Raw genomic sequence first — 24,808 nt, 5'->3', positions numbered from 1 at the left:
TTCAGTGCAGTTTTCCGACGATAGTGACATTACCCTGGTGGTAACCAGTTGCGGCCGGCTCGATCTGCTCAAGCAGACCCTGGAGAGCTTCGACCGTTTCAATACCGCGCCGATCCGAGAGGTCTTCATTACCGAAGATGCCGGCGACGAAGGCGTGCATGCCGTCATTCCCGCTCACTGGAAGGACCGCACGACGGCCTTCGTCAATCGACCGAAGCTGGGGCAACTGGCTTCGATCGACCTGGCGTACGAGCATGTCAAGACGGCTTACATCTTTCATTGTGAGGATGACTGGGCGTTCTATCGTCCGGCGTTCGTGGAAGATTCGCGCACGATCCTGGAGCAGCGACCGGATGTTCTTCAGGTGTGGTTGCGCAACTATGTCTACGACTTGTGCGTACACAGTCCCTACATCCGCCTGGGCGAGCGTGAAGTCATTGGCGGCGTGCCCTGTTATCCATTGATTTCAGACAAGGCCGAATGGCAAAGCTTCTCGCTCAATCCTGGCCTGCGGCGGTTGAAGGAGTATCGGCTTTGTGCCCCTTTCGCCGGTTTCGGCGGTGAAAAAGCCTTGTCGCTTCGTTATGCCCAACTGAACTTGACGGCGGTCACGCTCGAAGGGGATGCTGTTTTGCATACCGGATTCGGGGTCCATGTGGAAGTGCCCGTGGAGCGCCAGCGCAAGGCCCGCCGCAAGCGCCGCGAGCAGATCAAGTTGTCCTTGGTTCTCTTGCTCGGAGTCTGTATTGGCTGGCTTATCAACTACTGAATGCCGCGAAGCATGAATCCTGGTCCGCGATAAAAGGTTTGCTGCTCGATGAGCATTATCAATGTCATGTGGGCGGGCGGTGCACCGTTCGCTTCGGTACACAAGGTCCATAATCAGATTCTCTCGCGGATGGAACCAGCGATGCCTGTCAAGACATGGCTCTTGCAGGGGACGGCGGCTGCCTGCCAGATCGATGTCGGGGCGACGCTTGAGTGGAATATGACATCGGCCCGGCTCAAGGGCCGACACGTCTGGCGCCTGCTCAAACCCCTGATGCGCAGTCGTTTCCGTCAGGCGTTGCTCGACAGCGATGCGCGGGTGGTATTGCTCGATGGCATCGGCGTGGCCCGTACCTTGTTGCCGGTCCTCAAGGCTATGCCGCAGATCCGCGTGGTGGTGATTTTCCATGGTGCGACACGCCTCAATCCTTCGGGTCGCGAACTGTTGCGCGGCTTCCCTGCCTCCCGCCTGACCCTGGCAGCGGTATCCCAGACCCTGGCGACATCGCTCCAGGACGAGTTGGGCATGCAGGTCGCTGCGCTGCGTAGCGCGTTCGATCCGGCGCAATTCCAGGCCGCGCTGTTGCCTCGCGAAGCGGCACGTGCCCGACTGGGTTTGCCTGGCCCGCAGATGCGCATATTTGGCGCGGTGGGACGGCTGGTGGACAGCAAGGGGTTCGCCTGTCTGTTGGAGGCCTTTGGCCGGGTAGCGGCCCACCATCCCGATTGGCGCCTGGTGATTGTCGGCGAGGGGCCGAGGCGCGAAGCGCTGCAAGCGCGGATCGCCCGCCCGGACCTGGTCGACAAGATCTTGCTGGTCGGGCATCTGGAGGATGTGGCGACACTCTATCGGGCATTTGACTGGGTGTTGATCCCGTCCCTGGACGAGGGCCTTGGGCTGACCCTCCAGGAGGCTGTCCTGGCTCGTGTCCCGGTGCTGGCCAGCGAACTTGCGGTCTTTCGTGAGCAGTTGGGCGACACCGGCTGGTATGCGATGCCCAACGACGAAAGCGGCTGGAGCGAGGCGATCGAACGAGCGGCGCAGGCTTCGGCCGATACGGTCGCCGCGGCCCAGTACCGGGCACTGGCCCCTGACGAGGCCTGGTCGAGCTTCAGCCAGGTCGCGCGGCAGTTGATCTCAGGCAGCCAGTAGGGCGTTCTCCAATGCTTGCATCGGAAAGCTCTCGTTCAGGTTCTCTCGGGCAATATAACGAGCGAAATGCTGCAAGTTGCGACGTGCCAGGTAGCGTGGCAGCGGCGAACGCAGGAAGCGCATGTCGGCCACATCGATCAGCCCCAGTTGGTTTTCAGGCGTGACAACGATGTTGCCCAGGTGCAGCGAGCGAAAATAAATACCGCTGGCATGCAGGCTGCGGATCAACTCGACAAGTGCTGGAAGGGTATGCTGCCAGCTGAAATTTTCCTGATTCGATAATTGACGCAGGGTTTTACCGGGAAGCGGTCGATACAGTACGGCGGTCATGCCGGGTTTTTGCAGTTTGTAGAGGGCCAGCACTTGGAGGGTCGGTACGCCGAGCTTCTGCAGGCGGGCCGCATTATTGATGAATCGCGTTGAATAAGGCCTTAGCAGGGCCGAAGAAAACAGCCGCTTGCGGCGAAACAGCTTGAGGATATTCCCATCCTGCAGCAGATAGACTTTTGGGCCGTAGCTGTCGGCCTCCAGAATGCTGGCGCCTTCAATCAATTGATTCAAAGCGGCTTGGGGAAGCCGTGAGGATTGCATCGTAGGGAAACCTTGTTGAAAGAACCGGTGCCGTGGCGGGCCATGATGCCCAAAAGTTTTTGTTTTCACCATGCCGGTTTGGCTGGTAGACCGTTTAGGAGCGTTAGATGCAGGCAACACGTTGGGCACAGGGCTGGATGGCCTTTGGCTTGTTATGGTTTTTGCTGGCGATAGCCCTGGCACCGACCAACAAGATTTATCAACAAGGGTTGGTTGCATTTGTCTGGCTGCCGGTGATCGTCTTTGCCTGGCCGGCCCGTCATCGGCTGGCAGAGTTATGGCGTGCCCAGCGCGTGATCTACACGGCGTTGCTGGCGCTGATGGCCTGGGCCCTGGTGACACTGGCCTGGGCCGAAGTGGCAGAGCCTGCCCGCGAAGGCAAGCGATTGATCTACATCCTGGCGTTCCTGTTGTTTTTCCCGATTTTTGCCAACGGCCAACCCGAACGCGTGATTCGCATCATGCAATGGGGTGGCCTGGGGCTTGCGCTGACGGCCTTGATGGCCATCATCTATTTCTACGGGTATACGAACCATCCTTGGAATGCGCGCCTGCAAGGGCTGGGGGAGTTGTCCCATCCCATCCTCGGCGGCTATGTGATCGGGTTAGCGGCGATCTGGATGTTGCATTGGATGCCGCGTCATATGGGGCTGCAAGTGCTTTGGGTCGGGGCCTTGGGGCTGTTGGGGATATTCGTGGTGGCGAGCCAGAGTCGCGGCGCTGCGCTGGCCTTGCTGCTCAGTGTGTTGGCCATGCCGCTCTATTGTCGGGACCAGCGGGTCCGGATTATCGCCGCCACGACCCTGGTGCTGGCCATGCTGACCTTCTGGTTGCTCGAGCCGCTGGTCATGGCGCGCGGTGCTTCCTATCGGCCCGAGATTTTCATGTCGAGCCTGCACATGATTGCCGAACGCCCATGGGGTGGTCTTGGCGTGGCGGCCGACTATCGGGTTATCAGCCACGGCCTCAAGTTCGATCACGCCCACAATCTGTTCAGCCATGTCGCCATTCAACTCGGGCTGCCGGGGCTGCTGCTGTGGTGCATTGTCTGGTTCGGGGTGTTGCGCGAAGCCTGGCGCGCCCGGGAAAGCCTGCTGGGCCGGGGCGTGCTCGGCATGTGGGTGTTTTCGTTCCTGGCAATGCAGTTCGATGCCGCGAGCCTGACCGGAACCCCTCGCGCCGAATGGTTCATTACCTGGCTGCCAATTGGCCTGGCCAGCGTTTTGACCTGGGCGCAGGCCAATGCCGGTGGCTGTGATAAAATTCCGCGTTCTTCCTAACCAGTGAGCCCGACGATGAGTGACGCACCGCCCAAAGCGGAACAGGATTCCAGCCTGAAGATCTATTTTCGGTTGCTGGGATACGTCAAACCCTACGCGGGCATTTTTCTGCTGAGTATCCTGGGTTTCGTGATATTTGCTTCGACCCAGCCCATGCTGGCCGGGATTCTCAAATATTTCGTCGACGGCTTGAGCAACCCCGATGCGGTGCTCTTTCCCAACGTGCCGTACCTCAAGGACTTGAAACTGCTGATGGCGGTGCCGCTGCTGATCATTCTGATCGCTGCCTGGCAGGGCCTGGGCTCGTTCCTGGGCAACTATTACCTGGCCAGGGTTTCCCTGGGGCTGGTGCATGACCTGCGGGTCGAGTTGTTCAAGAAGTTGCTGGTGCTGCCCAATCGCTACTTCGACACCCACAACTCCGGCCACCTGATCTCCCGAATCACCTTCAACGTGACCATGGTCACCGGTGCGGCCACCGATGCCATCAAGGTGGTGATCCGCGAAGGTCTCACCGTGGTGTTCCTCTTCGCCTACCTGGTGTGGATGAACTGGAAGCTGACCCTGGTGATGTTGGCGATCCTGCCGCTGATCGCGGTCATGGTCAGCAGTACCAGCAAGAAATTCCGCAAGCAGAGCAAAAAGATCCAGGTGGCCATGGGCGACGTGACTCACGTTGCCTCCGAGACCATCCAGGGCTACCGCGTGGTGCGCAGCTTTGGCGGCGAGGCCTATGAAGAGCAGCGCTTTACCAGCGCCAGCCAGGGCAACACCGACAAGCAATTGCGCATGACGCGTACCGGCGCGGTCTATACGCCGATGCTGCAACTGGTGATCTACACCGCCATGGCGGCCCTGATGTTCCTGGTGCTGTTCCTGCGCGGTGACGCGACGGCCGGTGACCTGGTGGCCTACATCACGGCTGCCGGCTTGCTGCCCAAGCCGATTCGCCAACTCTCGGAAGTCAGCTCCACCATCCAGAAAGGCGTGGCCGGTGCCGAGAGCATCTTCGAGCAACTGGACGTCGAGCCGGAGGTCGACGGGGGGACGGTCGAGCAGGAACGGGTCAGCGGTCGTCTCGACGTGCGCAACCTGAGTTTCACCTACCCCGGTGCTGACCGCGAGGTGCTCAAGGACATCAGCTTCAGCGCGGCGCCCGGGCAGATGATTGCGCTGGTGGGGCGTTCGGGCAGCGGCAAGTCGACCCTGGCGAGCCTTATCCCGCGCTTCTATCACCACGAGGTCGGCCAGATCCTGCTCGATGACGTGGAAATCGAAGACTACCGCCTGCGTAACCTGCGTCGTCATGTCGCCCAGGTGACCCAGCATGTCACCCTGTTCAACGACACGGTGGCCAACAATATCGCCTACGGCGACCTGGCCGGTGCGCCACGGGCCGACATTGAGAAGGCGGCCCGGGATGCCTATGCGATGGACTTCATCGAGCAGTTGCCCAATGGCCTGGACACCGAGGTGGGCGAAAACGGCGTGCTGTTGTCCGGCGGCCAACGCCAGCGCCTGGCCATTGCCAGGGCATTGTTGAAGAACGCGCCGCTGCTGATCCTCGACGAGGCCACCTCGGCGCTGGACACCGAATCCGAGCGGCATATCCAGGCTGCGCTGGACCAGGTGATGAAAGGCCGTACGACCCTGGTCATCGCCCACCGTTTGTCGACCATCGAAAAGGCCGACCTGATCCTGGTGATGGACCAGGGCCGGATCGTCGAACGAGGGACCCATGGCGAGCTCTTGGCGCAGAACGGCTACTACGCGCGTCTTCATGCCATGGGGCTGGACGCTCCCGCCCAGAATATCGCCTGAGTTCCAGGCCCCAGGCTATGAGCCGGCCTGTTTCTCTCGGCCGGCTTCGCTCCCACAGGTCCGGTGTTGGACACACATGTTGCATGCACCTCAGAACCAATGTGGGAGCGAGCTTGCTCGCGAAGGCGGTGTGTCTGCGCCGATGGTATTGAATGTGTCGATGCCATCGCGAGCCCGCTCGCTCCCACTGAGTTTGTATCGAAAACTTTACCTGCGTTGACCAATCCACAATAAATCCGCGATTCGTGACTGCTAAGGTTTGGCTCCAGGACTTTCCTGAACCAACTCCAGTCATCGAGGGGGGCATCCCTCCCGCGCGGGTGTTTGAATGCTGCAACGCTATCTCTGGAAGCTGCTGCCCAAGTCGCAGCGCTCCTTTCTGTTGGGGCGCCTGTCGGTTGTCGACCGACAGGTCGTGAACAAGTCGATGTCGGCCAATTGCCGTTTTCCCGAGGCGTTTGCCCAACGCGCCTGTCTGTTCATCCATGTGCCCAAATGCGCCGGCAGCAGTGTTTGCGTGGGGCTTTTCGATGGCTATAGCCCGGGCCACCTGCCGCTGTATTGGTACGAAGAGCAGTTTGCGCAGCAGTACGCCGCCAGTTTCAAATTTGCCTTTGTTCGCGATCCGCTGGAGCGCGCGTATTCGGCCTATGCTTTCCTGCGGGGCAATACGTTGGGCGCGCGCGATCAGGCGGCGCAGAAGATGGTGGGCCAATACCGCGACTTCGATGATTTCGTCGCGCGATGGCTGCACCCGGAGAACATTACCCGGCAATTGCATTTCGCCGCCCAGACGGATTTCCTCATCGATTCCCTCGGCCACCTGGCGATGGACTTCATCGGCTACCAGGAATATCTGGACCGGGACTATCAGCGAGTGTGCGAACACCTGGGGGTGGTCGCGAGGTTGCCCCATGTGAACCATAGCTGGCAGCGCGCCACGGTGCCGGTCAGGGACATTTGCTCAGTGCGGACCCGTCGACTGGTGCGGCGGGTGTACCAACGTGATTACGAGATGCTTGGTTATGAATGAAACGTCAAACGTATCGATGCAGCAGGCGCAGATTCGTCCTTATGCACAGGCGCTCACGCCGACGGATCGGGCGGCCATCAAGGCCCAGCGGCCGCGCTGCATCTGGCTGACAGGATTATCGGGGGCGGGCAAGTCGACCCTGGCCAATGCCTTGGAAGTGCAGCTCAACCAGCAGGGCTTGCACACCTCCCTGCTCGATGGCGACAACCTGCGCCAGGGGTTGTGCCGGGGCCTGGGCATGGATGCCGAGTCCCGCAAGGAAAATATCCGCCGTATCGCCGAGGTCGCGCGCCTGATGGTGGATGCCGGCCTGATCGTCATCGTTGCGGCCATCTCACCGTTTCGTGCCGACCGGGAAGCTGCCAGGCAGTTGTTTCCCGAGGGCACCTTCGTGGAGGTCTATGTGAGTACACCTTTTGACGTCTGCGCCCGGCGTGACCCCAAGGGGTTGTACCGCGAGGCCTGTGCCGGGCGGATCAAGAACTTCACCGGGCTCGACAGCCCCTACGAGGCCCCCCTTGCGCCAGACTGCGCGATCGATACCAGCGAGGTGGAGCTGGCCCAGGCCTGTGCGCGGCTCTCGGCGTTGCTGCAAATCTGATGGAGCGAACGTCCTGGCTTCGCGTTGCAGCCATGGACAAGCCTTCGCCAACCCTGTGCTAATATCGCGGCCCTGTTCATTTTGTATGTGGGATGCTCCATGAAGTTGTCCATGCCGCGATTCGATCAAGCCCCTGTATTGGTGGTCGGCGATGTCATGCTCGACCGCTACTGGCATGGCGGTACCTCACGGATTTCCCCTGAGGCGCCGGTACCGGTGGTCAAGGTCGAGCACATCGAGGATCGCCCCGGCGGTGCCGCCAACGTTGCCCTGAACATCGCTGCCCTCGGCGCACCGGCCTCCCTGGTGGGCGTGACCGGCGACGACGAGGCTGCCGACAGCCTGACCAACAGCCTCAAGGGCGCAGGCGTACGTGCGATATTCCAGCGCGTTGCGCACCAGCCGACCATCGTCAAGCTGCGGGTCATGAGCCGTCACCAGCAACTGCTGCGCATCGATTTCGAAGAACCTTTCGCCACCGACCCCCTGGCCCTCGGTGCCGAGGTCGACAACTTGCTCGAAGGCGTCAAGGTCCTGGTGTTGTCGGACTACGGCAAAGGCGCGCTGAAGAATCACCAGGCGCTGATCCAGGCCGCCCGTGCCCGTGGCATTCCGGTCCTGGCCGATCCCAAGGGCAAGGATTTTTCCATCTACCGTGGCGCCAGCCTGATCACGCCGAACCTCAGCGAATTCGAAACCATCGTCGGCGGTTGCGTCGATGAGCACGAACTGGTGAGCAAAGGCGCGCAACTGATGCAAGACCTCGACCTCGGCGCCTTGCTGGTGACCCGTGGCGAGCACGGCATGACCTTGCTGCGCCCCGGTCACCCTGCGTTGCACCTGCCGGCCCGTGCCCGTGAAGTGTTCGACGTGACGGGTGCCGGCGACACCGTGATTTCCACGCTGGCCGCGGCGATCGCTGCCGGCGAGGAACTGCCCCATGCGGTCGCCCTGGCTAACCTGGCGGCGGGCATTGTCGTCGGCAAGCTCGGCACGGCAGCCATCAGCGCCCCCGAGCTGCGCCGCGCCATCCAGCGCGAGGAAGGCTCCGAGCGCGGCGTGCTGGGCCTGGAGCAACTGCTGCTGGCCGTTGATGACGCCCGTGCCCACAACGAGAGCATCGTCTTCACCAACGGTTGCTTCGACATCCTGCACGCCGGCCATGTGACCTACCTCGAGCAGGCCAGGGCCCAGGGGGATCGCCTGATCGTCGCGGTCAATGATGATGCCTCCGTGAGCCGTCTCAAAGGGCCGGGGCGCCCGATCAACAGCGTCGACCGGCGCATGGCGGTCCTGGCCGGCCTGGGCGCAGTGGACTGGGTGATCAGCTTCAGCGAGGGCACGCCGGAAAACCTGCTGCGCCAGGTCAAGCCGGATGTGCTGGTCAAGGGCGGTGACTACGGGATCGACCAGGTCGTCGGCGCGGACATCGTCGCGGCCTACGGCGGTACCGTGAAGGTATTGGGGCTGGTGGAAAACAGCTCGACGACGGCGATTGTGGAGAAGATCCGCAACAACTGATGCGTCAGGCAAAGCGCAGAACCTGTGGGAGCGAGCTTGCTCGCGATAGCGGTGTGTCAGCCAAATCGAGGCTGAATGATCCAACGCCATCGCGAGCAAGCTCGCTCCCACAGGGCCCATTGTCCAGCCAGAAAATGGGCATCAGGCCTAACGAGCCACCTTGCGCGGCACGATCTTCTTGAGCAACTGCCGGGCCTTGCCCTTGAGCCGGGTCAGGCTCGACTCCTTGCCCGGTGGCGTCAGCCCTTGCTGGCGCAGCCAGTCCTTCCAGCGAATCCGCTCGTCACGCACCAGCCAGCCGTCCTGCCGGGCGAAACTTTCCGCCAGGTACAGCCCCCGGGTGCTGGCCGGGTACAGTTGATCCTTTTTCAAGGTATACAGCTCGGGCAAGGGCTGCCCATCCTGCAGCGGCATCAGGTACAGGTCCGGTCGCTTGCGGTCCAGGCGTGCCACCAACTGATCGCCTTCCAGGCGCTCATCGACGTGAAACAGGCTCAGGGACTTGGCTTCCTTGGGCACGTCCAGGCGCAAGTCATAGATCAATTGCAGGGATGCCGTCGGCAGGTGCACGTAGGCCCGTGGCCGTTCGATCAGTTGCAGGTTGGCGCTGCGCACCGGGCGGGCCGAGCCCGACAGGGGCGTCAGGCGAAACGGCAAGGCCTCGCGGTAGTGCAAGGCCGTGGCGTAGGGGGCTGGCAGCCAGGTGTCGTTGAAGCGCCCGCCCAGCCAGCCTTCAGGGGTTTCCAGCAGGCATTCTTCGGCGATCTCGCTGATGGCGGTGAGCAGCGGCAGGTTCAGTTCATGGGCCGGGACGTAGCCGGAAATCAGCTTGAGCACCACGTCGCCGCGATCCTGCCGACGCTGGCGTACCAGCACCCAATAGTCGCGGTTCTGCCAATGCAGGGTCAGGCGCACCGAGACGCCCAGGTTCGCCAGCTCCAGGGAAAAACGCTCGGCATCGGCCACTGCGACAGGGCGGCGGCGCTGCAAGGTCTGGGCAAAATTCAGCGGCATCCCGACGCTCTGGTAAGTCAGGCCTTCGGGGGTCGCTTCGACGAACAGGGGCAGGGTCTTGAAGTTGCTGGGGTTCTTTCTGATGAGCGTACGCGGCATGTCGGCTCCTTCCTTCAGGCCGCGTAGGGCGGCGTCAGCGTTTACGCAGGACCGTGGCTACGGTCGCGACGTTATGGGCGAGGTGCAGCGGATTGATGGTGCCGACAATAGCACTGGCGACCCCAGGATGCTCAAACAACAGTTCGAAACTGGCACGAACCGGGTCTACCCCGGGGCTCAGGCAGGCGTGGCCGCTGGCCAGGGCCTTTTTCACCAGGATCGCTTTGCCGTGTTCGTTGGCGTAGTCAATGACCGTCTTTTCGCCTCGTTCGTTCAGATTGTAGGTGACCATCGCGCAATCGCCTTGCTCCAGGGCCTTCAAGCCGCCGTCGACGGTCTTGCCGGAAAAACCGAAGCCGCCGATCTTGCCTTCACGCTTGAGCGCCGCCAGGGTCGGGTAGACCTCGCTGTCGTTGAGGATCGCCAGGTCGTTGCCGTCGGAGTGCACCAGGACCAGGTCGATGTAGTCGGTTTCCAGGCGCTTGAGGCTGCGTTCCACCGAGAATCGGGTATGGGCGGCACTGAAGTCGTGGCGTGACTGGCCGTCACTGAATTCTTCGCCGACCTTGCTGACAATCACCCAGTCGTGACGTTGGCCGCGCAACAGCGGGCCGAGGCGTTCTTCGCTGCGACCATAGGCCGGTGCGGTGTCGATCAGATTGATCCCCAGGTCGCGCGCGAGTTTGAGCAACATGCGCGCTTCGTCGTCATCGGGAATCTGAAAGCCGTTGGGGTATTTGACGCCCTGGTCGCGGCCCAGCTTGACGGTGCCCAGGCCCAGGGGGGAAACCCGCGGGCCGTCATGGCCCAGAGGGCGATAGAGGTCATGCAGGGTCGCTTGGCTCATGGCAGCAGTTGCTCCCAGGCAGGCACGCCCATGGGCGGCTTCGGCAGGTCCGGCAGCGGAGCCGGGTGACTGGGCTGGATGCCATCGCGTTGCAGCGCGTTGACCACCCGATCGGCGAAGTCCGGCGCCAGGGCCAGTTTGGTCGGCCAGCCCACCAGCAGGCGATCCTGCTCGGCGAGGAAGGCGTTGTCCGGGCGGGTCAGGCCCGACTGCAATGGCTCGGCGCGGTCAACCCGCAACGTGGCCCATTGCGCGGTGCTGAGGTCGATCCAGGGCAGCAATTGGCCCAGTTCTTTCTGCGCGACGGCGATCTGCTCGGCAGGCTCTCGGGCGATGGCATCGCCTTCGGCGAGGTCGCCCCCCAGGTACCAGACCCATTGGCCATTGGCGGCCGGGTGGGTGGTCACGGTGACGCGTGGCTTCGGCCCGCCGCCCAGGCAATGGGCGTAAAGCGGCTTGAGGCTCGGCCCCTTGGCCAGGACCATGTGCAACGGCCGGGTCTGCATGGCCGGTTTGTCCAGGCCCAGGGCTTTGAGCAGGTCAGCGGTGCCCGCGCCCGCGCTGAAGACAATGCGCTGGGCCCGAATCTCACGGTCGTCGACCCTCAGTCCGACCCATTCACCGGCTTCGCGCAGTGGCTCGATGCGCTGCCCGGCCAGCAGGCTGTCGCCGGCCAGTTCCGCCAGGCGCTCGATCAGGCTGGGAACATCCACCACCAGCTCGGCCAGGCGATAGACCTTGCCCTTGAAGCGCTTGTCTTGCAGGGCCGGCGGCAATTGGTCGCCCTTGACCTGGTCGACCCGTCCGCGCACGGCCTTGCTGGCAAAGAAACTGGTGAGGTTGCCGGCCAGGGTACCGGGGGACCAGAGGTAATGGGCATCGGACAGCATGCGCACGCCGGACAGGTCCAGTTCACCGTCACCCTTCAGGGCTTCGCGCCAGCGGCGCGGCATGTCGGCGATGGCTTCCGAGGCCCCGGTCAGGGCGCCATGCAAGGCATACTTGGCGCCGCCATGGATGATGCCCTGGGATTTGACACTCTGCCCGCCACCGAGGCTGGCGCTTTCCACCAGCACGGTTGAAAACCCCAGGCGGCGCAAGCGCGCGTTCAGCCAGAGGCCGGCGACTCCGGCGCCGACAATCAGGATGTCGGTGGAAATAACGGATGGCATGCAGCGACCTCAGTGTTCAAGACAAGGGCGCAGTATACAGACTCGATAGGGATGGGATTTTGTTGGTGATCAATCGCGATGGCGATAAACCTGTGGCGAGGGAGCTTGCTCCCGCTTGGGTGCGAAGCGCCCACTAGAAATGGGACCGCTTCGCGATCCAGCGGGAGCAAGCTCCCTCGCCACAAAAGTATTCCAGTTTAATGATCAGTGTGTTTTCAGTGCCCGGCGGTCTTGGAAAACAGCTGGATCACCACCACCCCCAACACAATCAGCGCCATCCCCAGCATCGCAGGCACGTCCAGTTTCTGCCCGTAGATGAACAGCGCCGCCACGCTGACCATGACGATCCCCAGTCCGGCCCAGACCGCATAGGCCACGCCCACCGGTACGGTGCGCACCACCAGCGTCAGCATCCAGAACGCGGTGCCGTAGCCGACGACGACCAGCAGTAAGGGCAGGGGTGTGCTCAGGCCCTTGATCGCTTTCATCGAAACAGTGGCGATCACTTCGGCGCAGATGGCGATGGCCAGGTAGTAGTAGGCGTTCATGGGCAGTTCCTCTTTGACGGTTGCGTCTTTCGATGGGGTCATTCTAGAGATCGCCCAGATGCGGTAAAGTCATTACCTATCTGTAATGGAGATAGGTTGAGCCATGAACGTACAGTGGAACCTGGAGCAATTGCGGCTGTTTGTCGGGGTCGCCGAGAAACGTTCGTTTTCCGCCGTGGCCCGGGACCAGCGCAAGGCGCAATCGGCCATCAGCAGCGCGATCGCCTTGCTGGAAGACGACTTGGGGGTGAGCCTGTTCGAGCGCAGCAGCGGCCGCCAGCCCAGGCTCACCGACGCGGGTGAAGCCCTGCTCGAAGAAGCCAGGGAAGTGCTGCGCCAGTGCGAGCGCCTCAACGGTCGGGCCCTGGCCTTGATGCGCGGGCAGGAAGCGTCGCTGCGCCTGGCCCAGGATGAAGCCATGCCCTATCAACCGGTCATCGACAGTCTGGCGGCCCTGGCCGAGCAATTTCCCACCCTCGAAGTGCAACTGGCCAGCGCCGCCCAGGGCGACGTGGCGCGCAAACTGGTGGAGCGGCGCGCCGACCTCGGCTTGCTGTTCTATCACGACCAGATCCCTGAGGCGCTGGAGCGCCGGGTACTGGGCAGCGTCGAAATGGTCACGGTGTGCGGCCGGGACCATCCCCTGGCGAACCATGGCTATGTCACCTGCCGGGAAATGGCTCGGCACCGCCAGTTGTTGATGGCGACCCAGTCCAGCGTCTATCCCGGTAGCGAGCAGGCCAGCCCGCAGGTCTGGCGGGCCGACAGTTTCTATGTGTTGGCCGAGTGGCTGAGGAGTGGCCTGGGCTGGGCCTGGCTGCCACGGCACGTGGTGCAGTACCCGGCGTACCTGGGGGACATGGTCGAACTCAGCAGCGAATGGACCCCGCCGGCCCTGGTGGTGGAACTGGTCTGGCGCCGCGACGAACCCCTGGGGCCGGCGGCCCGTTGGCTGGCGGAACGTTTTGCCGTGCAGTTGCAGGCGATCGGCTGAAAAACCGATAAACTCCGCCGCCATGAACAGAACTCTCTATAGCGCGTTGTTTTATCTGGGGCTGCCACTGGTAGCGATTCGGCTGTGGCTGCGGGCACGCAAGGCGCCGGCTTATGCCCGGCGCATCGGCGAGCGCTTTTCCTGGGGGCTGCCGACCCTGGTGCCTGGGGGGATCTGGGTCCACTCGGTGTCGGTGGGCGAGAGCATTGCCGCCGCGCCGATGATCCGCGCCTTGCTGCAACGTTATCCACAGTTGCCCATCACCGTCACCTGCATGACGCCCACCGGGTCGGAACGGATCCAGGCGATGTTCGCCAACGAGCCGCGCATCCAGCACTGTTATCTGCCTTACGACTTGCCCTGTGCCGCCAAGCGTTTTCTCGACCGGGTCCGCCCGGTCCTGGCGGTGATCATGGAAACCGAGCTGTGGCCCAATCACATTCACCAATGCGCCAGGCGCGGCATTCCGGTGGCCCTGGCCAACGCGCGGTTGTCGGAGCGTTCGGCCCGGGGTTATGCACGCTTTCCCAAGCTCACCCGGCCCATGCTCGCCGAGATGAGCCTGTTCGCCGTACAGACCGAAGCCGAAGCCGAGCGTTTTCGCCAGTTGGGCGCCCGGGTGGAAACCGTCGAGGTCACCGGCTCCATCAAGTTCGACCTGACCATCGACCCGCAACTGCTCGAAGACGCCAGCGCCTTGCGCCGCCAGTGGCAGGCAACCGAGCGCCCGGTGTGGATCGCCGCCAGCACCCATGAAGGTGAAGACGAAGTGGTACTCGCTGCTCACCGTCGGCTGCTCGACAGTTATCCCGATGCGTTGCTGATCCTGGTGCCGCGTCATCCCGAGCGCTTCGACTCAGTGCACCAGTTGTGTGAAAACGAAGGCCTGGTCACGGTGCGGCGCTCCAGCGGCCAGCCGGTTACCGCCCAGGCTTCGGTGCTGCTCGGCGACACCATGGGCGAACTGCTGTTTCTCTACGCGTTGGCCGACAGCGCGTTTGTCGGTGGCAGCCTGGTGCCCAACGGTGGGCACAACCTGCTCGAACCGGCGGCCCTGGCGAAACCGGTGCTCAGTGGGCCGCACCTGTTCAACTTCCTCGAAATCGCCGCGCAACTGCGTGCAGCCGGAGCGCTGGCGGAAGTGGAAGATGCCGAGAGCCTGGCCCTGGCGGTGCAGCGTCTGTTCGAACTGCCCCGCGACGCCCAGCGCATGGCCGAGGCAGGGCTGAAGGTGATGCGCACCAACCAGGGCGCGTTGCAGCGGTTGCTGGAGGGGTTGGGGCGGTTGCTCGGCTGAGTGGTGGGGCAAGGCCTGTGGGTGCAAAGTCTGTGGGAGCAAGGCTTGCCCGCGATGGATGCAACCCGGTCTTTGCTTAAACCGCAGTGCCTGCATCGCGAGCAAGCTTTGCTCCCACAGGCCTTGCTTCCCACAGTTCTACTTCAAAAGGCCTGACCCTACAGCCATGCTCCTACAGGTTTTTCACTGCGCCGGCCGCGAGCGCAACTGCTGTGCCGCTGCCTGGGCCAGGTCCGGCGGCAGGAAGTCGCGGTCGGGGTTGTAGTCGGGCTTGAGGTAGCGCGACAGGTCCTGCAGGTCCGCCGGGCTCAACGTCCCGGCCGCTTGCTTCAGACGCAGGTTGTCGAGGATGTAGTCGTAGCGGGCGTTGTTGTAGTTGCGCACCGAGGTGTACAGCTGCCGCTGGGCATCGAGCACATCGACGATGTTGCGGGTGCCCACCTGGTAGCCGATTTCCGTGGCTTCCACCGCGCTCTGGTTGGAGATGATCGACTGGCGCCGGGCCTGGACCTGCTCCACGTCCGTGTTGACCGCACGGTGCAGGTTACGGGTGTTTTCCACCACCTGCCGGCGCAGGCCTTCGCGTTGCTGTTCGGTCTGGGTGAGCTGCGAGTACGACTCGCGCACTTGGGAACTGGTCAGCCCGCCGCTGTAGATCGGGATACTCAATTGCAAACCGATGGTGCGTTGCTCGGCATCACCGCCATAGCGCTGCCCGGTCGGGCTCGGGTTGGTGAAGCCGAGGCCGTCGTTGTCGCCTTTCTTGTACTGGGCGATCGCATCGAGGGTCGGCGCATGACCGGCCTTGCGTTGGCGCAGGGTGTCTTCGGCGGCATCAACGGCGTAGTTGCTGGCCAGCAGGTTCAGGTTCTGCTTGGCCGCCGTGTCGACCCAGGCCTTGGCATCGTTCGGTGCCGGCGGCAGGATCGGCAGGGTATGGACGATGCCCTGGAGCGAGTTGTACTGGCGGTTGGTCAGGGTGATCAAGGCTTCGAAGGCGTCGTCGACCTGACGCTGGGCAAGGATCCGGTTGGCCCGCGCCGTATCGTAGCTGGCCTGGGATTGCAGCACGTCGGTCTTGTCCGACAGGCCCACGTCGAAGCGCTCGTTGGACTGGTCGAGCTGGCGCTTGAACGCCGCTTCCTCAGCCTTGGTCGAGGCCAGGTTGTCCTGGCTGCGCAGTACATTGAAGTAGCTCTCGGCGCTTTGCAGGATCATGTTCTGTTCGGTGGCCGACAGTTGCAGCGAGGCTTGTTCGTTGACGGACTTGGCCGCCTGGAGTTGGAACCAGCGGTCGGCACGGAAAATCGGTTGGGACAGCGTGGCCTGGTAGACCGTGGCGCTGCGGGTAGCGGTCATTGCCGGCTGGTCGAGCTCGGTACGGGTGTTGTTCAGGTCGGCGCCAGCCGAAAGGTTGGGCAACAACCCGGCACGCGCCTGGGGCACCACTTCCTTCTGGACGCCGTATTGGGCGCGGGCGGCGGCCAGGTCGGCGTTGTTGTCCACCGCTTCCTGATAGACACTCACCAGATCGGTTTTGGTGGTCAGGGGCGCTTCGGCAGCCCAGGCCATTCCGTTGGACGCACAAGACACGGCGAGGGCCAGTGAAAGTTTGCGCAGCATGAGGCGATCCCTACTTCTCGAATGTTTGCGCACAAGAGGCGCGGCGTAGCGAGTGTAGTTGCGCGCAGGCACGGCAACAATCCTGTATATGCGCCATTCATCACGGCTTTTACCCGAGTGATGGCGTTCTGTGGTGGTTGTGTCTAGACTGGCCGGGTTCTTGTCGGGGTGCCTTGCTATGAGGCTGAGATCGAATAATTTCGGATCCCGTTGAACCTGATCAGGTTAACGCCTGCGTAGGGAACAAGATTTCTCGTCACCCGACGAGTCCTCTTGTGCTTCGTCCGGGATGTTGTTCGACCATCGACTTTCGATCTTCGAGCATCCTCGAACAGCAAGCACAGCGTCCGCACTTTCGTGCAGGGACGTGTCCATTCGCTACAGGTTCGCTCCGACAAAAATCCACTGCCTGGATGTGTGTCTGGAGAGCCCGTGATGACGACAAAAGCAAAAAACGCGACCAACCTCAGCGATTCGGCCAAGGTCGATGAGCAATCGGTCCAGCCCTTTACCCGCTCGCAAAAAATCTATGTCCAGGGCAGCCGCCCGGATATCCGCGTACCCATGCGCGAAATCAGCCTCGACGTGACCCCCACCGACTTCGGCGGCGAGATCAACGCGCCAGTGGTGGTGTACGACACCTCGGGCCCGTACACCGACCCGAACGTGATCATCGACGTGCGCAAAGGTCTGGCCGACGTGCGTTCTTCGTGGATCGAAGCCCGTGGCGACACCGAGCGCCTGGCGGGCCTGAGTTCCAACTTCGGCCAGGAGCGTCTGGCCGACCCCGAGCTGACCAAGCTGCGCTTCGCCCACGTGAACAACCCGCGTCGGGCCAAGCCCGGCGCCAACGTCAGCCAGATGCACTATGCGCGCAAAGGCATCATCACCGCCGAGATGGAATACGTCGCCATCCGCGAAAACATGAAGCTGGAAGTGGCCCGCGCCGCCGGCCTGCTGGACCAGCAACACGCCGGCCACAGCTTCGGCGCCAGCGTGCCGAAAGTCATCACCCCGGAGTTCGTGCGCGATGAAATCGCCCGTGGCCGCGCGATCATCCCGGCCAACATCAACCACACCGAACTGGAACCGATGATCATCGGCCGTAACTTCCTGGTGAAGATCAACGGCAACATCGGCAACAGCGCGCTGGGTTCGTCCATCGAAGAAGAAGTGGCGAAGCTGACCTGGGGCATCCGCTGGGGTTCGGACACGGTCATGGACCTGTCCACCGGCAAGCACATCCATGAAACCCGCGAGTGGATCATCCGCAACTCGCCGGTGCCGATCGGGACCGTGCCGATCTACCAGGCCCTGGAAAAAGTCGGCGGCGTGGCCGAAGACCTGACCTGGGAGCTGTTCCGCGACACGCTGATCGAGCAGGCCGAGCAGGGCGTCGACTACTTCACCATCCACGCCGGCGTGTTACTGCGCTATGTGCCGATGACCGCCAAGCGCGTCACCGGGATCGTCAGCCGTGGCGGTTCGATCATGGCCAAGTGGTGCCTGGCGCACCATAAAGAAAACTTCCTCTACACCCACTTCGAAGACATCTGCGAAATCATGAAGGCCTACGACGTCAGCTTCTCGCTGGGCGATGGCCTGCGTCCGGGCTCGATTGCCGACGCCAACGACGAAGCGCAGTTCGGCGAGCTGGAAACCCTCGGTGAGCTGACCAAGATCGCCTGGAAGCACGATGTGCAATGCATGATCGAAGGCCCTGGCCACGTGCCGATGCAGTTGATCAAGGAGAACATGGACAAGCAGCTCGAGTGCTGCGACGAGGCGCCGTTCTACACCCTCGGCCCACTGACCACCGACATCGCGCCGGGCTACGACCACATCACCTCCGGTATCGGTGCGGCGATGATCGGCTGGTTCGGTTGCGCCATGCTCTGCTACGTCACACCGAAGGAACACCTCGGCTTGCCGAACAAGGATGACGTGAAGACCGGGATCATCACCTACAAGATCGCCGCCCACGCGGCCGACCTTGCCAAGGGCCACCCGGGCGTGCAGATCCGTGACAACGCCTTGAGCAAGGCGCGTTTCGAGTTCCGCTGGGAAGACCAGTTCAACCTCGGCCTGGACCCGGACACTGCCCGCTCGTACCACGACGAAACCCTGCCGAAGGACTCGGCCAAGGTGGCGCATTTCTGCTCGATGTGCGGGCCGAAGTTCTGCTCGATGAAAATCACCCAGGAAGTGCGCGAGTACGCGGCCAACCAGCGCATTGAAGCGGTGGATGTCGACGTTGCCCAAGGTTTGGCGGAGCAGGCTGAGCGGTTCAAGAAGGAAGGTAGTCAGCTTTACAAGAAAGTGTGATGTGAGCCGAGGGGGCGGTGTTTTCACTGCCCTCATCGCGAGCAAGCTCGCTCCCACAGGGGATCTACTGTGGACACAAAAAACTGTGTGCACCTGTGATCCCTTGTGGGAGCGAGCTTGCTCGCGATAGCGGCCAAAAAAACAACAAATATTCCTCTGAGATAACAACCCTTGAACATCCAACCCAGCACCTACTCCCCTGACGCCGCGGTCCCCCTGGACAAGCGCGTGTTCGGCGCCCGCGATCTGTTTTCCCTGTGGTTTTCCCTCGGCATCGGCCTGATGGTCCTGCAAGTCGGCGCCTTGCTCGCGCCGGGCCTGGGCCTGAGCGGTTCGTTGCTGGCCATCTTCCTCGGCACGCTGGTGGGCGTCCTGCTGCTGGCGGCGGTCGGGGTGATCGGCAGTGACACTGGCCTGTCGGCCATGGCCGCCCTCAAGCTCAGCCTGGGCGGCAAGGGCGCGAGCGTGCCGGCGGTGTTGAACTTACTGCAATTGATCGGCTGGGGCTCGTTCGAAATCATCGTCATGCGTGACGCCGCCAGTTTGCTCGGCGCGCGGGCCTTCAGCGAAGGCAGCCTGGGTTCGAACCCGCTGCTGTGGACGCTGTTCTTCGGCGCCCTGGCGACCCTGCTCGCGGTGAGTGGGCCGTTGACCTTCGTGCGCAAGGTCCTGCGCAAGTGGGGCATCTGGTTACTGCTGGCGGCCTGCATCTGGTTGACCTGGAACCTGTTCGCCAAGGCTGACCTGGCCGCGTTGTGGGCCCAGGCGGGCGATGGTTCAATGCCGCTGGCGGTGGGGTTCGACATCGCCATTGCCATGCCGCTGTCGTGGTTGCCGCTGATCGCCGACTACTCACGCTTCGGCCAACGCGCCAAGAACGTCTTCGGCGGCACGGCCGTGGGTTTCTTCATCGGTAACTTCTGGCTGATGAGCCTGGGCGTGGCCTACACCCTGGCCTTCGCGCCGAGCGGTGAAGTCAACGCGTTGCTGCTGGCCCTGGCCGGTGCCGGGCTGGGCATTCCGTTACTGCTGATTCTGCTGGACGAGTCGGAAAACGCCTTCGCCGACATCCACTCGGCGGCAGTGTCCAGCGGCATGCTGTCGGGGTTGAAGGTCGAGCACCTGGCCTTGGCGATTGGCGTCATCTGCACCTTGATCGCCTGCTTCGCACCGTTGGCGCAATACCAGAACTTCCTGTTGCTGATCGGCTCGGTGTTTGCGCCGCTGTTCGGCGTGGTGCTGGTGGACCACTTCATCCTGCGCAAACGCAGCAGCCAAGTGGTGTCAGCCGCGTTGCGCTGGCCGGCCCTGTTGGCCTGGCTGGGTGGGGTGAGCACTTATCACTTGCTGGCCAACCTCTATCCGGATGTCGGTGCAACCCTGCCGTCGCTGATTCTGGCAGGGTTGCTGCAACTGCTGTTGGGTCGGGCTTTCAGCTACGGCCGGGGAACAGCTCGGGCTTGAGGATGCCATTGAGGCGCGGATAGGCGATCTTCAGTTCGATGTGGCCCAGGGCGTACGGCGCGATGGTGCTCACTTCGTACTTGAGGATCACCCCGCCGTAGGTCAGCGCCACGTGCGGGGTTTTCTGGAAGGACCACTGTTTCAGGAACTCGGGTTCCTGATCCAGCTTGGTGCTGATCAGCCAACTGTTGTGGGCGACTTGCGCGGCTTTCCAGAAGGCTTCTTCCTGGCCAGGCAGCAGCATGTCCGACAGGGTCAGCACCTTGTGCTGCTGGCGCGAATAGTTGATGAAGCCGCGCCCTGGCGTGCCATGGGCACCGCCGGTGTCCAGGTAGCTGGACAATTCGATGATCACCAGGCCGTCATGTTGCTCGCGTACCTTGGCCTGCAAATAGCTGCTGTTGCGCGGTGCGGCGTTGCGCAAGAACTGTTCGCGGTAGGCCGCCAGCGTCGGTGCCACCGGGGCGTCCGGAGTGCGGGTCATTTGCAGCAGGCGTTTTTCGACGATGCCGTCCAAGGCAGGCTCGGTGGGAAAGTGCAGGGTATCGATGTTCACCAATGGGCAGTCGGCGCTGGCGCAGCCAGGCTGCAATTGTTCCGAAGCGTCGCGGGTGGTCTCCAGCGGTGCGCGATAGTTGGGTTGGAACAGGCTTTGGCAAGCGCCCAGGGTCAGGGCAATGGCAGCCACGGAGGCGGTTTTGAAAAGCGACATGGGCGTCCTTCATGAAACACGGAAAGGCAAAAAGTTACCCGCTTCGACTGTCGGCAAGGCAATCAGTTCGCCACTAAGCTCATTAGAGTGATTTTCAGCGCAGCCGTCCATCCCGATCACCGGAAAGGGGCTGCATCAAAGGGTACGGGCGCGTTAGGATGGCGCGAAGCCGAGGTTGGAACCTCGTATTGATCCATTGCACACGAGGATTGTCATGACCGACTTCGCCAACGCCGCACCGAACACCGTGGACATCGTCAAGCGTGAAACCTGCTTCAAGGGTTTCTATAAGCTCGACCGCCTCGTCTTGCGCCACGAGTTGTTTGCCGGTGGCATGAGCCGTGAGATCAGTCGTGAACTGTTCGTGCGTCATGACGCGGTGTGCGTGCTGCCCTACGATCCGCAGCGCGATGAAGTGGTGCTGATCGAGCAGTTTCGCGTGGGGGCCATTGGCAAGACCACCAACCCCTGGCTGGTGGAACTGGTGGCCGGCCTGATCGACAAGGATGAACAACCGGAAGAAGTTGCTCATCGCGAAGCGCAGGAGGAAGCTGGGCTTGTCTTCGCTGCGCTTTGGCCGATGACTCAGTATTTTCCATCGCCAGGCGGCAGCAATGAATTCGTACATTTGTTCTTGGGGCGTTGCGACAGCACGGGGGCAGGCGGCCTGCATGGCCTTCTGGAAGAAGCCGAAGACATTCGGGTGAAGGTCTGGGCCTACGAAGATGCCTTGCAAGCCGTGCGCGACGGGCGTATCTGCAACGCGGCCAGCATCATTGCCTTGCAATGGCTGGCCTTGAATCGCGATGAAGTGAGGGGGCTATGGTCCTGAACAAGCTGCGCGACCGCTATCGCGTCGATCTGGTGGGGTTGCAGGCCGCCTGCGAGGCCAACTACGCCCGCCTGATGCGCTTGTTGCCGGACATGCGCAACGACCCGTTGCCGCGCCGCATCGCCGTGACCCACGGCGACCAGATGCTCGGCGTGCTGGCCCTGGAAGTGCTGCAGACCTGTCCCTACACCACCACCTTGCAGGTGCGCCAGGAACACAGCTTGCCCTGGTTGCCGGTGCCACAGCTGGAGGTTCAGGTCTATCACGATGCACGCATGGCCGAAGTCGTCAGCGCCGAGCATGCACGACGCTTTCGTGGCATCTATCCTTATCCCAATGCCTCGATGCACCAGCCGGATGAAAAGGCCCAGTTGAACCTGTTCCTGGGCGAGTGGCTGAGTCATTGCCTGGCGCTGGGCCACGAGTTCGAAGTCGTTCGGTAGTTGTGAACCGGTTCCGGTTCGCGGGTTTCCCCTTTCGATCGTCCCCCAGCATAATTGCGGCTTCATGCAACGGCGTGATTGCGCCTGGGAGAGAGCGATTTGCCGAGCGTATCCAGCTTGACCACTGCCGACGCGGCGTTGTTGGTCCAACTGTCCGATAGCCATTTGTTCGCCGAGGCCGATGCCTCGTTGCTGGGCATGAATACCCGTGACAGTTTGCGGGCGGTCATCGATCTGGTGCTCAAGCAGCAGCCGGACATTGACCTGATGCTCGCCACGGGGGATCTGTCCCAGGACGGCACGCTGGAGTCCTACGCGGCGTTTCGCCAGTTGACTGCACGAATCGATGCGCCAGCGCGGTGGATTCCCGGTAACCATGATGAGCCGCGGGTGATGCTCGAGGCGGCGGTCAAGAGTGCGTTGCTCGATCCGGTGGTGGACATCGGCAATTGGCGGGTGACGATGCTGGACTCGGCCGTGCCGGGTTCGGTGCCGGGTTTTTTGGCCGAGGAGCAGTTGATTCTGTTGGCCAATGCGCTGAGCGAGGCGCCGGAGCGGCATCATCTGGTGTGTCTGCACCATCATCCTGTTTCGATTGGGTGTGCGTGGATGGAGCCGATTGGGTTGCGTAATCCGGAGGCTTTGTTTGCGGTGTTGGATCGGTTTCCACAGGTGCGGGCGGTGCTCTGGGGGCACGTGCATCAGGAGGTCGATCGGGTGCGCGAGGGGGTTCGTTTGTTGGCTTCGCCTTCGACTTGTATTCAGTTTGAGCCGGGGAGTGAGGATTTTGCGGTGGGCGCGCAGGCGCCGGGGTATCGGTGGTTGCGGCTTTGGCCGGATGGGCGGTTGGAGACGGGGGTTGAGCGAGTGGTTGGGTTTGCGTTTACCCCTGACTATGAGTCCAAAGGGTACTGAGTTTGGCCCAACTGTGGGAGCGAGCTTGCTCGCGATGGCGGTCTGATTGAGTACATATCCATTGCTGCGGTAACGGCTGCTGACGGTTCCGCTCTTACAGCGGGTCACTTTTGGCAAACGCCCCAAAAGTAACCAAAAGGTCTTTGCCCCACCACTCGGCACCTCGCCTAGGCTCGGTGTGCCCTCACTCCGGCATTACTCCGTGGGCCGCCGCGAAGGGCCATCCATGGCCCAGCGCGGCTACCTCGGCATCCATGCCGAGGTGCCCACTGCGCAATACCTGCGTTCGGCCAGCGTGGTCAACGGGGCCCCCAGATCAAAAGCCCGCCGAGGCGGCCTTATAGCCGGCCTGGCTCTTGCGGGGGGTGTACACCCATCAGACTTGTTTGAGCTGGACCTGTGGGAGCAAAGCTTGCTCGCGAGGCGGCCTGATAGCCGGCCTGGCTCTTGCGGGGGTGTACACCTATCAGACTTGTTTGAGCTGGACCTGTGGGAGCAAAGCTTGCTCGCGAGGCGGCCTGATAGCCGACCTGCTCTTGCAGGTGTACTCAGTCCAATTGTGGGAGCGAGCCTGCTCGCGAAGGCGGCGGTACATTCAGCATTGATGCAAGCAGACCTACCGCCATCGCGAGCAAGCTCGGCTCCCACCGGGATCGGCGGTGGACACTGACCTTATAAACGACCAAAAACCTGTGTGGGAGCGAGCTTGCTCGCGATGGCGGCCTTACAGCCGACCAAGCTTTGTGGGAATGGTCGGACACACTTTCTGATTCAAGTAGATTTTTCCGACGAGCCCTGGCGGTTGCCGGGTGGGAAGGGCTGTCGGTAACCTTTTTCCGTCGCTGAAAATTCAGCGGTCGGGCCTGGAAACCCGATAAGTGAGCATGCAACAGCGCGCCACATGAGATACTGCATCGCTTTTTTTGCGTGTGCAGTTCTGCGTTATGGCGGCTGTGCGCGGGAGACTTTCGAGTCTGCCGGGTTTGCTCCTTCCGGTTTTCCAGCCCGCGCATAGCTGCCACCTTCTCGCCTGGAAACGGGAAATGGCGGTTCCACTACACAACAGGAGCTGCATCATGTTCAAAGCCACACCCAATCCCCCCGAAACCGATTCCCAAAAGCACGATGAAGCCGCCAAGCGCGCCCTCGATTATTATCTCGACCCCAAGCCTCAAGCCAAAAAGACACAACCCTCAAGCCAGCTGTTCTTTGTCGCGGAAAGCGCAGACACCGAAACTCTCCTAGCCAACCTCAGCGAAACCCTGGCCTCCGCCAGCGCCATGCTTGGCGACCTAACCTTTGACCTGGAAGGCTCGCGTCGGCATTTCGCCCTGGGGATCCAGCAGATGGTCGAGCTCAGTGAGCTATTGGCGAACCGGGCGTTGGACATCGTCGATCCGCGCTAACACCGAGCGGAAGCAATGTGTGGGGCACTCATCTCCTTGGGTTGCGAAGCACCCCCAAAAACTGCCGGTTGCCACAAACCTAATGTTGGAACGAAAAGGCAAGCTTATAGCCGACCTGTCTCTGGCGGCTGTACTTCTAGCCGGAATCCAACTGTGGGAGCGAGCTTGCTCGCGAAGACGGCGGCACATCCAACGCTCATGCAAGCTGTTCCACCGCCATCGCGAGCAAGCTAGCTCCCACAGGGGAAACGCGATCACCCTAAACCAGGCCGGCTATCAGGCCGCCTCGCGGAGGACGTTGATCTCGGCGCCCCGTTAACCACGCTGGCCGAACGCAGGCATTGCGCAG

General features: G+C 62.2%; 22 protein-coding genes, 1 pseudogene and 1 riboswitch. Of the genes and pseudogenes, 16 read left to right on the top strand and 7 right to left on the bottom strand.

Going from position 1 to position 24,808, the window contains the following annotated elements:
- The first annotated feature begins 4 nt into the window (after positions 1–4).
- A complete protein-coding gene (locus J4E53_RS15625; RefSeq protein WP_060739462.1) occupies positions 5–769 on the top strand; it encodes a hypothetical protein in 765 nt (254 codons plus the stop codon).
- A 48-nt stretch (positions 770–817) separates the two neighbouring features.
- Positions 818–1,921, top strand: coding sequence for a glycosyltransferase family 4 protein (locus tag J4E53_RS15620; RefSeq protein ID WP_103309040.1), 1,104 nt, complete (start codon positions 818–820; stop codon positions 1,919–1,921).
- On the opposite strand, the gene J4E53_RS15615 is transcribed toward J4E53_RS15620, so the two are convergent.
- Complete coding sequence (locus J4E53_RS15615; protein ID WP_060739460.1) at positions 1,907–2,512, bottom strand: toluene tolerance protein; 606 nt, start codon at positions 2,510–2,512, stop codon at positions 1,907–1,909. The two genes, J4E53_RS15620 and J4E53_RS15615, sit on opposite strands and share 15 nt — an antisense overlap.
- Positions 2,513–2,619: 107 nt before the next feature.
- Here J4E53_RS15615 and J4E53_RS15610 point away from each other — a divergent pair, with 107 nt between their 5' ends.
- From J4E53_RS15610 to hldE, 5 genes are all read left to right on the top strand, one after another.
- Positions 2,620–3,792: an O-antigen ligase gene (locus J4E53_RS15610; protein WP_103309042.1), complete on the top strand. Its 1,173-nt coding sequence runs from the start codon at positions 2,620–2,622 to the stop codon at positions 3,790–3,792.
- Between the two features lie 15 nt (positions 3,793–3,807).
- A complete protein-coding gene (msbA, locus tag J4E53_RS15605; protein WP_060739458.1) occupies positions 3,808–5,613 on the top strand; it encodes a lipid A export permease/ATP-binding protein MsbA in 1,806 nt (601 codons plus the stop codon).
- Between the two features lie 328 nt (positions 5,614–5,941).
- Positions 5,942–6,646 carry a sulfotransferase family 2 domain-containing protein gene (locus tag J4E53_RS15600; RefSeq protein WP_060739457.1) on the top strand — a complete coding sequence of 235 codons (705 nt, stop codon included), beginning with the start codon at positions 5,942–5,944 and terminating at the stop codon, positions 6,644–6,646.
- Complete coding sequence (gene cysC / locus J4E53_RS15595) at positions 6,639–7,247, top strand: adenylyl-sulfate kinase (RefSeq protein ID WP_103309043.1); 609 nt, start codon at positions 6,639–6,641, stop codon at positions 7,245–7,247. Before J4E53_RS15600 ends, cysC begins: the two co-directional genes overlap by 8 nt.
- A 99-nt stretch (positions 7,248–7,346) precedes the next feature.
- Positions 7,347–8,768 (top strand): bifunctional D-glycero-beta-D-manno-heptose-7-phosphate kinase/D-glycero-beta-D-manno-heptose 1-phosphate adenylyltransferase HldE, encoded by a 1,422-nt coding sequence (gene hldE, locus J4E53_RS15590; RefSeq protein ID WP_072407151.1) that lies wholly within the window; start codon positions 7,347–7,349, stop codon positions 8,766–8,768.
- Positions 8,769–8,915: 147 nt separating this feature from the next.
- Here hldE and J4E53_RS15585 read toward each other — a convergent pair whose 3' ends face one another.
- From J4E53_RS15585 to J4E53_RS15570, 4 genes are all read right to left on the bottom strand, one after another.
- Entirely contained in the window at positions 8,916–9,881 is a 966-nt protein-coding gene (locus tag J4E53_RS15585) for a hypothetical protein (protein ID WP_060739454.1), read from the bottom strand.
- Positions 9,882–9,915: 34 nt separating this feature from the next.
- A complete protein-coding gene (locus J4E53_RS15580; protein ID WP_060739453.1) occupies positions 9,916–10,728 on the bottom strand; it encodes an aldo/keto reductase in 813 nt (270 codons plus the stop codon).
- Entirely contained in the window at positions 10,725–11,900 is a 1,176-nt protein-coding gene (locus J4E53_RS15575; protein ID WP_103309045.1) for an FAD-binding oxidoreductase, read from the bottom strand. Before J4E53_RS15575 ends, J4E53_RS15580 begins: the two co-directional genes overlap by 4 nt.
- 215 nt (positions 11,901–12,115) lie before the next feature.
- Positions 12,116–12,448 (bottom strand): multidrug efflux SMR transporter, encoded by a 333-nt coding sequence (locus J4E53_RS15570; protein WP_014336267.1) that lies wholly within the window; start codon positions 12,446–12,448, stop codon positions 12,116–12,118.
- Positions 12,449–12,551: 103 nt separating this feature from the next.
- On the opposite strand from J4E53_RS15570, the gene J4E53_RS15565 reads away from it, so the two are divergent.
- Both J4E53_RS15565 and waaA read left to right on the top strand, forming a co-directional pair.
- Positions 12,552–13,442, top strand: a complete 891-nt coding sequence (locus tag J4E53_RS15565) for a LysR family transcriptional regulator (RefSeq protein WP_060739451.1) — start codon at positions 12,552–12,554, stop codon at positions 13,440–13,442.
- A 22-nt stretch (positions 13,443–13,464) separates the two neighbouring features.
- Positions 13,465–14,739, top strand: coding sequence for a lipid IV(A) 3-deoxy-D-manno-octulosonic acid transferase (waaA, locus tag J4E53_RS15560; protein WP_060739450.1), 1,275 nt, complete (start codon positions 13,465–13,467; stop codon positions 14,737–14,739).
- Between the two features lie 183 nt (positions 14,740–14,922).
- On the opposite strand, the gene J4E53_RS15555 is transcribed toward waaA, so the two are convergent.
- Positions 14,923–16,362, bottom strand: a complete 1,440-nt coding sequence (locus J4E53_RS15555) for a TolC family outer membrane protein (RefSeq protein ID WP_103309046.1) — start codon at positions 16,360–16,362, stop codon at positions 14,923–14,925.
- A 154-nt stretch (positions 16,363–16,516) separates the two neighbouring features.
- A riboswitch (TPP riboswitch) is annotated at positions 16,517–16,622 on the top strand.
- Positions 16,623–16,797: 175 nt separating this feature from the next.
- On the opposite strand from J4E53_RS15555, the gene thiC reads away from it, so the two are divergent.
- Positions 16,798–18,687 carry a phosphomethylpyrimidine synthase ThiC gene (gene thiC, locus J4E53_RS15550; protein WP_103309048.1) on the top strand — a complete coding sequence of 630 codons (1,890 nt, stop codon included), beginning with the start codon at positions 16,798–16,800 and terminating at the stop codon, positions 18,685–18,687.
- 171 nt (positions 18,688–18,858) lie between these two features.
- The gene (cytX, locus tag J4E53_RS15545; protein WP_060739447.1) at positions 18,859–20,151 is read left to right on the top strand and encodes a putative hydroxymethylpyrimidine transporter CytX; all 1,293 of its coding nucleotides are present in this window, start codon (positions 18,859–18,861) and stop codon (positions 20,149–20,151) included.
- Here cytX and J4E53_RS15540 read toward each other — a convergent pair.
- Positions 20,120–20,863: a DUF3298 domain-containing protein gene (locus tag J4E53_RS15540; protein WP_060739446.1), complete on the bottom strand. Its 744-nt coding sequence runs from the start codon at positions 20,861–20,863 to the stop codon at positions 20,120–20,122. The genes cytX and J4E53_RS15540 overlap by 32 nt on opposite strands.
- Before the next feature lie 214 nt (positions 20,864–21,077).
- Here J4E53_RS15540 and J4E53_RS15535 point away from each other — a divergent pair, with 214 nt between their 5' ends.
- From J4E53_RS15535 to J4E53_RS15520, 5 genes and pseudogenes are all read left to right on the top strand, one after another.
- Positions 21,078–21,695 carry an NUDIX domain-containing protein gene (locus tag J4E53_RS15535; protein ID WP_060739445.1) on the top strand — a complete coding sequence of 206 codons (618 nt, stop codon included), beginning with the start codon at positions 21,078–21,080 and terminating at the stop codon, positions 21,693–21,695.
- The gene (locus tag J4E53_RS15530) at positions 21,686–22,138 is read left to right on the top strand and encodes a DUF1249 domain-containing protein (RefSeq protein ID WP_024618006.1); all 453 of its coding nucleotides are present in this window, start codon (positions 21,686–21,688) and stop codon (positions 22,136–22,138) included. Before J4E53_RS15535 ends, J4E53_RS15530 begins: the two co-directional genes overlap by 10 nt.
- A 99-nt stretch (positions 22,139–22,237) precedes the next feature.
- Positions 22,238–23,053 (top strand): 3',5'-cyclic-AMP phosphodiesterase, encoded by an 816-nt coding sequence (gene cpdA / locus J4E53_RS15525; protein ID WP_103309049.1) that lies wholly within the window; start codon positions 22,238–22,240, stop codon positions 23,051–23,053.
- Positions 23,054–23,279: 226 nt separating this feature from the next.
- Positions 23,280–23,366, top strand: a pseudogene (locus tag J4E53_RS30895) (nucleoid-structuring protein H-NS); the annotation flags it as partial.
- 763 nt (positions 23,367–24,129) lie between these two features.
- The gene (locus J4E53_RS15520; RefSeq protein ID WP_092205611.1) at positions 24,130–24,459 is read left to right on the top strand and encodes a DUF6124 family protein; all 330 of its coding nucleotides are present in this window, start codon (positions 24,130–24,132) and stop codon (positions 24,457–24,459) included.
- The last annotated feature ends 349 nt before the right edge of the window (positions 24,460–24,808 follow it).

Origin of the sequence: Pseudomonas sp. FW305-28 (assembly GCF_017351395.1) — a bacterium.
GTDB classification, from domain to species: Bacteria; Pseudomonadota; Gammaproteobacteria; order Pseudomonadales; family Pseudomonadaceae; genus Aquipseudomonas; species Aquipseudomonas fluorescens_AA.
The sequence above is the reverse complement of the archived record's forward strand: the minus strand, read 5'-3'. Positions and strand labels throughout refer to the sequence as shown.

Excerpts from the sequence above, each read along its gene's own strand:
- J4E53_RS15620 (WP_103309040.1), top strand. The coding sequence starts at position 818 with ATGAGCATTATCAATGTCATGTGGGCGGGCGGTGCACCGTTCGCTTCG.
- J4E53_RS15615 (WP_060739460.1), bottom strand. The coding sequence starts at position 2,512 with ATGCAATCCTCACGGCTTCCCCAAGCCGCTTTGAATCAATTGATTGAA.
- J4E53_RS15610 (WP_103309042.1), top strand. The coding sequence starts at position 2,620 with ATGCAGGCAACACGTTGGGCACAGGGCTGGATGGCCTTTGGCTTGTTA.
- msbA (WP_060739458.1), top strand. The coding sequence starts at position 3,808 with ATGAGTGACGCACCGCCCAAAGCGGAACAGGATTCCAGCCTGAAGATC.
- J4E53_RS15600 (WP_060739457.1), top strand. The coding sequence starts at position 5,942 with ATGCTGCAACGCTATCTCTGGAAGCTGCTGCCCAAGTCGCAGCGCTCC.
- cysC (WP_103309043.1), top strand. The coding sequence starts at position 6,639 with ATGAATGAAACGTCAAACGTATCGATGCAGCAGGCGCAGATTCGTCCT.
- hldE (WP_072407151.1), top strand. The coding sequence starts at position 7,347 with ATGAAGTTGTCCATGCCGCGATTCGATCAAGCCCCTGTATTGGTGGTC.
- J4E53_RS15585 (WP_060739454.1), bottom strand. The coding sequence starts at position 9,881 with ATGCCGCGTACGCTCATCAGAAAGAACCCCAGCAACTTCAAGACCCTG.
- J4E53_RS15580 (WP_060739453.1), bottom strand. The coding sequence starts at position 10,728 with ATGAGCCAAGCGACCCTGCATGACCTCTATCGCCCTCTGGGCCATGAC.
- J4E53_RS15575 (WP_103309045.1), bottom strand. The coding sequence starts at position 11,900 with ATGCCATCCGTTATTTCCACCGACATCCTGATTGTCGGCGCCGGAGTC.
- J4E53_RS15570 (WP_014336267.1), bottom strand. The coding sequence starts at position 12,448 with ATGAACGCCTACTACTACCTGGCCATCGCCATCTGCGCCGAAGTGATC.
- J4E53_RS15565 (WP_060739451.1), top strand. The coding sequence starts at position 12,552 with ATGAACGTACAGTGGAACCTGGAGCAATTGCGGCTGTTTGTCGGGGTC.
- waaA (WP_060739450.1), top strand. The coding sequence starts at position 13,465 with ATGAACAGAACTCTCTATAGCGCGTTGTTTTATCTGGGGCTGCCACTG.
- J4E53_RS15555 (WP_103309046.1), bottom strand. The coding sequence starts at position 16,362 with ATGCTGCGCAAACTTTCACTGGCCCTCGCCGTGTCTTGTGCGTCCAAC.
- thiC (WP_103309048.1), top strand. The coding sequence starts at position 16,798 with ATGACGACAAAAGCAAAAAACGCGACCAACCTCAGCGATTCGGCCAAG.
- J4E53_RS15540 (WP_060739446.1), bottom strand. The coding sequence starts at position 20,863 with ATGTCGCTTTTCAAAACCGCCTCCGTGGCTGCCATTGCCCTGACCCTG.
- J4E53_RS15535 (WP_060739445.1), top strand. The coding sequence starts at position 21,078 with ATGACCGACTTCGCCAACGCCGCACCGAACACCGTGGACATCGTCAAG.
- J4E53_RS15530 (WP_024618006.1), top strand. The coding sequence starts at position 21,686 with ATGGTCCTGAACAAGCTGCGCGACCGCTATCGCGTCGATCTGGTGGGG.
- J4E53_RS15520 (WP_092205611.1), top strand. The coding sequence starts at position 24,130 with ATGTTCAAAGCCACACCCAATCCCCCCGAAACCGATTCCCAAAAGCAC.